Annotated in this window: 4 protein-coding genes; all 4 read left to right on the top strand. The window is 45.0% G+C overall.

Going from position 1 to position 4,105, the window contains the following annotated elements; all coding sequences use genetic code 11:
• Positions 1-640, top strand: a 640-nt coding sequence (locus LUQ50_RS11310) for a carbonic anhydrase (protein WP_367278997.1), incomplete at its 5' end; no start/stop codon positions are given.
• Between the two features lie 195 nt (positions 641-835).
• Complete coding sequence (locus LUQ50_RS11305; RefSeq protein ID WP_300039940.1) at positions 836-1,246, top strand: DUF2493 domain-containing protein; 411 nt, start codon at positions 836-838, stop codon at positions 1,244-1,246.
• Between the two features lie 142 nt (positions 1,247-1,388).
• On the top strand, positions 1,389-2,699 hold the full coding sequence (locus LUQ50_RS11300; RefSeq protein ID WP_300039939.1) for a hybrid sensor histidine kinase/response regulator: 1,311 nt from the start codon (positions 1,389-1,391) through the stop codon (positions 2,697-2,699).
• A gap of 288 nt (positions 2,700-2,987) precedes the next feature.
• A partial coding sequence (locus LUQ50_RS11295; protein ID WP_300039938.1) for a PAS domain S-box protein occupies positions 2,988-4,105 on the top strand: 1,118 nt, incomplete at its 3' end.

The raw sequence follows: 4,105 nt of genomic DNA, 5'->3' as shown, positions 1-4,105 counted from the left end.
ATTGGAGCAGCATATGGGTATTGAAAAATTATTGGAAGGTAACAACTACTTTGTTGAATGTGAGTTCTCTGAAAACATCGATTACTATAAAGAGCTCCTGAAAGGTCAAAATCCTCATGTGATGATGATTGGATGTTGCGACTCCCGGGTTGCTCCAGAGATCACCTGTCATGCCAAACCTGGTGAGATATTTGTGCATCGTAACATCGGCAACATCGTTCCCCCCGGTGATTGGAACGTAGGTACATTCCTTGAATATGGAATCGGGCATCTCCATGTCGATACCCTCGTGATCTGTGGACATGAAGGATGTGGCGCAATGCATGCCCTTGCTCACCGACATTGTGGCGATGATGCATTTATCCCTGGATGGCTTCGTCATGCCCAACCCGCCCTTGCCCTGGTAAGCGAAAAGAATCCGCACCCTGACGATCCTGAAAAAGCTAAGGAATGGCAGACCAGCCTTGAGATCGAGAATGTCAGGCTCCAACTCAAGCATCTGCGGACCTATAAGATCGTCCGTGATACAGAACGTGAGGGAAAACTCCGGGTCATTGGATTATATTACCGGATTTCTGATGCGAAACTCGAAGTGATCGATCCTGGCAAGCCTTTGAAGCATCATGAAAACCAATCGTAACTCTTTTTTCTTCTAAATTCGGTATTTCATTTCCTCTTTTTACGATTTGATCTAATCAGGAGCTCAACGCATGCATATAAATTTAACTCATCAGGCCTCCTCTGAACCCGGGTTCATATGCGATAATCTGCAACGTAGTTTGTTCATCTGCGAAGCCTCAAATGGTCTGTCACACGCAGATAATGGAAAATTATCATGGCAAAATTAATCGTCTCCGGTATCCGGACCTGTAATAGAAAAGATGCAGTATTTGCAGAACTCAATAAGTTTATCGCTGAAATCGGTGTTGTTGATGAGATCATCGCCGGTGGGTCAACCGGTGTGGATATGATCGCCAAGATGTATGCAGAATCAAAGGGCATCAAATACAAAGAATTCGCCCCCAACTGGCAGGATGACCTTAATGCAGCAGGCATGGTCCGTGACTCCCGGATGGCTGAATATGGGACTCATCTGCTCGTCCTCTCCAACGGAGTAAGCAAGGAATCCCGTAATCTGATTGCGGAATCAAAGCGTAATAATCTTGTTATCAAGACTGTTGGTGTCTTTGAAGGTCTGACCGAAACTGAAATGCTCCACCCGACCGGTACCCCGGCATTTAACTAATCATCCTTGGATTATCATCTTCTTTTTCTTGTAGTTTTTCCTGTATCCGCTACTGATTCTGGAACGTCTTTTCTAGTGAAGAGAAGATACATAGGAATGAACTCATTACTCAGAAGAGACGTTCAGTAACTGGTTGAGTCTGATGCCGAGAAGATCTACCCAAAAGATCCTGGTTGTGGAAGATAACCGCACCCAGGCAGAATCACTCAGATATATCCTTGAAAAAGGCGGACATGAGGTGGTAATCGCCGCAGATGGTCAGGAAGGACTTACGCTCATAGAAAAACAGCCTCCTGATATTGTTCTGACCGATGTTATCATGTCGCCAATGGACGGGTACGAACTATGCAGGCGGATTAAGGAGAACCCGGCGACCCGGTCAATTCCGGTTATTCTGGTCACCTATCTGTATAATCCGTCTGACGTGATCAAGGCCCTTGAGTATGGAGCAGATAATTTCATCATTAAACCCTATGATGCAGACTGGATCTACTCCCGTATCACCGGAACCCTCGAATCGGTGCGTCTTTCTCCAAATGAAACATCCAGCGAACCTCTGCGTGTTTCATTCTCGAATCATGAGTATGAGATCAGATCAGGCAGGGTTCAGATTCTTAATATTTTGCTCTCTACTTATGAAACCGCTATCAAAAATAACTGCGAACTGCAGGTGGCGGATGAAAGACTGCATTATCTCAATGCTCAACTCCAGAAAGCTGTATCTGATCTCAAACAGGCGAATGAAGAGTTACACAATAAGAATCTTGAGCGTGGCAGGCTGGAAACCGCTCTGCTCCGCTCTAATAAAAAGTTCCAATACATGGGAAGTATCATCCACCACATACTGCTCACGCAACTGAGTTCGATCTATCATAATATGGAAAAAGTCAGTCTCGGACAGAAAGATGGGCGTGTGGAGGTCACCGGTTACTTCCAGAAAGCGTATGGGATGGTTGAAAAAGCATTAAACATTGTCAGAATCACCTGCGAAACGCTTGATCCTCTGGTCCAGGGACCTGCCTGGATGGACCTCCGGACACTGGTGAAGAATGCGCTTCATGAAGTTCCAACCGGTTCAATCCGGATAGATTGTCAGATCCCGGATATGGTAAAAATCAATGCATATCCTCTCATTGAACGGGTCTTCTCAGAATTGATAGATAACTCGATCCGGCATGGAAAAAAGGCTACCACTATCAGATTCAGTATTGATAATCATGGAGACCTGCCGATCCTGGTTTATGAGGATGATGGTATCGGGATTCCCATGCATGATAAGAAGCAGATTTTTTCTCATGAATATGGACTTTCTGCAAGTCATGGGCTGTTTCTTTCAGAAGAGATCCTCTCGGTAACCGGGATAACCATTGCAGAAGCCGGCGTGCCTGGTGAAGGTGCACGATTTGAAGTTTATTTCCCTCGTGGATCGATCAGGATTGGTAATGAGGTATGATAGTTGAAAAGAAATGAACAGTTCTGAGCTAACATCAAATGGAGAGGGTGGCAGGAGAATGGATGTGGGAAATGATGTTCACCTATATCCTGCCAGGTGTGATCTCCTCTTCATCTGATTTGGTATTCAGGTAGGACTATCCTGTTCCGAGGTATTCTTCGTTACTCACCTGATTCTGCAATGCCCGTTGCAGCACAAATGAGCAGAAAAGATTCAGTATTCTATGGGATATATCTGGATTTTTCGGTGTCCAAATAAATAAGCCTTATAACATCAAAGGAGATTGAAATGACGTCGCGGAATAATACTATTTTTGAAGATATTCTTTCGGCGTTTTCCCATGGAAAAAAGTACCTTAGTATCTCTGAAGTGGCGCAGTTGTGTGGTCATCACCGCCATACGGTTGCACGGTACCTGGACAGCCTGGTGCTCTCAGGCCGTCTTGAGATGAGGGAACATGGGCAGAAGAAAAAATATTACATCGCTGACATTAAGCCAGAATCATCCTTACTCAATTTTTCTTCACATATTCTGATCATCCTTAATACTGATCTGACAATCCGCTGGGTAAACGACACCTTTCTTCGGCTCTTTCAATCTACCTCCGAATCAGTAATCGGCCTCAGCATCGAATCGCTTCAGTTAGAACGTATCTTCGGTCCGGCATTCACACAGGAGGTCAGAATCGTAAGTGCCGGAGAAACCAGGTCTTTTGAAACCACCATAGAGCAGGAAGAGAAGGAAAGAACCTATCTCTTTACCATCTCTTCGGTCTCCTTCTTTCAGGAGCGGCCAGCTCTGGTTATCAACGGAGAGGATATCACTGAAAAACACACACTGCTCGAAGCAATCCGGGTGAATGAGTCCAATCTCAGACTCATCACCGAAAGTGTACGCGATATCATCATCAGGTGGGACGTGCAGGGGATCATCTCCTATGTCTCTCCAGCATGTGCGATGCTCACCGGTTTTGTCTCATCTGAGATCGTTGACCGGAATATTTCTGATTATATCCATCCTGATGACTATGCTGCTCTGCAGGAAGAACTGAAGGAAATATCAGGTATCGTCAATAAACCACCTGCATCGTTTAGGTTTAGACATCTGAATGGTGAGTGGATCTGGTTTGAGACAACTACTACCCCCCATCTTTCCGAAATTGGAGAGATTGAAGATTATATCTCGGTATGGCGTGATATTACCGAGCGTCTTGAAGCAGAAACCAGACTGGCATTGAGTGAGGAAAAGTACCGAAGACTGTTTCAGAGTGCAAAAGACGCGATCATACTCGTGAAACTTACCTCTGATCTCATGGGTATCTCCTCGCTCGAGATGAATAATAATGCTAGTTCCATGATTCAGTACTCTCCCGGAGAGTTCTCAAATCTACAAGTGACAGACATTAT

The organism is Methanospirillum sp. (assembly GCF_028679455.1).
Taxonomy (GTDB): domain Archaea; phylum Halobacteriota; class Methanomicrobia; order Methanomicrobiales; family Methanospirillaceae; genus Methanospirillum.
This window is presented reverse-complemented; position numbering and strand designations above follow the sequence as displayed.

Coding starts and splice junctions, on each gene's coding strand:
- LUQ50_RS11305 (WP_300039940.1), top strand. CDS start 836: ATGGCAAAATTAATCGTCTCCGGTATCCGGACCTGTAATAGAAAAGAT.
- LUQ50_RS11300 (WP_300039939.1), top strand. CDS start 1,389: ATGCCGAGAAGATCTACCCAAAAGATCCTGGTTGTGGAAGATAACCGC.